The sequence below is a fragment of the Shewanella sp. SR43-4 genome (genome assembly GCF_014163845.1).
GTDB lineage: Bacteria > Pseudomonadota > Gammaproteobacteria > Enterobacterales > Shewanellaceae > Shewanella > Shewanella vesiculosa.
The window spans coordinates 1-516 of sequence record NZ_JACJEB010000055.1; the positions used below are offsets into that span (position 1 = coordinate 1).

General features: G+C 41.7%; 1 protein-coding gene. It reads left to right on the top strand.

The genetic code is table 11. The annotated features are described in order from the left end of the window. On the top strand, positions 1-351 hold a 351-nt coding region (locus H5123_RS20390; protein ID WP_182699099.1), incomplete at its 5' end, for a transposase. Positions 352-516: the final 165 nt, after the last annotated feature.

Consider the following 516-nt stretch of genomic DNA (forward strand, 5'->3'; position numbering starts at 1 on the left):
GGCAAGATTCTGTCACTGACAATTTTGTATGAAATCGGTGATATCTGCCGATTTGAGTCAGTGCAAAAGTTCGCTTCTTACTCTAGATTGGTCAAATGCAAAGCTGAATCGGCGGGTAAAACCTATGGTACTAATGGTAATAAAATCGGTAACGCTCATTTGAAGTGGGCATTCTCAGAAGCAGCTGTGCTGTACCTGCGTGGCAATGACAAAGCCCGTAACTACCTTAATCGATTACAAAAAAGAATGAGTAAGGCCAAAGCGTTATCTGCACTCGCTCATAAGCTTGGCCGCTGTGTCTATTTCATGTTGAAGAACAAAACGGTGTTTGATGAACAAAATGGTGTTTGATGAACAACGATTCTTGAAAGGATAAGTCGCGCAATAAGGTGAGCTGAACGTCTAACTAGATACTCTTAAAAAGAGAAGCGAGCATGACCGTGAATGATGTGGCTAATGAAGCAATGACTTCTCACCATCATCACTATGCCAAATGCTATTTAAGCTACATCGCCT